Genomic DNA, 1223 nt, shown 5'->3' with positions numbered 1-1223 from the left:
ATTCTAGAAAGGGCACCCTGCGCGGTCAACCTTTCAGAATTGTTGCAACCTTGCGAGATCCCTTTAGAACGTGTCTTTCCACGCTCGAATAGCAGCAAAAACCATATCGGGCGCCGAGTTATCGGTGCCGGTCCGTTCGTCCGCTTTTTCTTTAACGGATGTTTCACCGGAGCGCAAAAACGGGTTCGTGAGCTTTTCCAGCGCCAGTGTCGACGGCAGCGTCATGATCCCGGATTGCCGTTGGCGGGTAACTTTGGCCAGGCGCTCGGCGGTGTCCGGGTTGTTCGGTTCGACGGCCGCCGCAAACTTCAGATTGCCGAGGGTGTATTCGTGGGTGCAGTAGACCAGTGTGTCTTCCGGCAACGCAGCGAGGCGCGTCAGCGAGCTGTACATTTGCTGTGGCGTGCCTTCGAACAACCGCCCGCAGCCGGCGGCAAACAAGGTGTCGCCGCAGAACAGCAAGCCGTGATGGTAATAGGCGATATGCCCCAGGGTGTGGCCAGGGACCGCGAAGATATCGAAGTCCAGGCCGAGAACGCTGACCTTGTCGTTGTCCTTGAGCGCAACGTCCCGAGCCGGGATTTTTTCGCTGGCCGGGCCATAGACTTTCGCGTTTGTCGCTTTCTTCAGCAACTCGACGCCGCCGACGTGGTCATGATGGTGGTGAGTGATCAAAATATCACTCAGTACCCAACCCGGATTGGCCGCGAGCCAGGCTTGTACCGGGGCGGCATCACCCGGATCGACGACCGCGCAGCGCTTGCTGCCGTGGTCTTGTAACAACCAGATGTAGTTGTCGGTGAAGGCGGGCAGGGCAGTGATCTGTATCATCGTCGGATTCGCCAAGCGGAAAACAATGGCGCATCTTAGAACTTCCTGGCGTGTTGGAGAATGCAATGACTGATAAAGCGTTCGCACAGGCTGATCCTGACTGGCTCGCGTTGATCGGCGCGGCCCGCGAGTGGCTGGCCGGTCCCATCGGGCAATTTCTGCTGGACGAAGAGCGGCGCATGCTCGAAGACGAGCTCGGGCGGTTCTTTGGTGGTTATCTGGTGCATTACGGCCCCTCGGCCCAAACCCCGCCGTCAGCCCCGCAGGTGCAGCGCAATGTGCGCCTTGGCGCGCCGTTGCCGGGGGTCGAGATCGTCTGCGAGGAACAGGCCTGGCCGTTGAGCGAGCATGCTGCCGACGTGGTGGTGCTGCAACATGGCCTGGATTTCTGC

1 protein-coding gene and 1 pseudogene are annotated in these 1223 nt (G+C 59.8%); one reads left to right on the top strand and one right to left on the bottom strand.

Annotated features, from left to right (window positions below; translation table 11 throughout):
• Window positions 1-63 precede the first annotated feature (63 nt).
• Window positions 64-831 carry a hydroxyacylglutathione hydrolase gene (gloB, locus tag ACXRVY_RS30115; protein ID WP_223461812.1) on the bottom strand — a complete coding sequence of 256 codons (768 nt, stop codon included), beginning with the start codon at window positions 829-831 and terminating at the stop codon, window positions 64-66.
• A gap of 65 nt (window positions 832-896) precedes the next feature.
• Here gloB and ACXRVY_RS30110 point away from each other — a divergent pair.
• Window positions 897-1223: pseudogene (locus ACXRVY_RS30110) on the top strand (SAM-dependent methyltransferase); the annotation flags it as partial.

This window comes from Pseudomonas sp. P5_A2_2 (genome assembly GCF_054177685.1).
The sequence above is the reverse complement of the archived record's forward strand: the minus strand, read 5'-3'. Positions and strand labels throughout refer to the sequence as shown.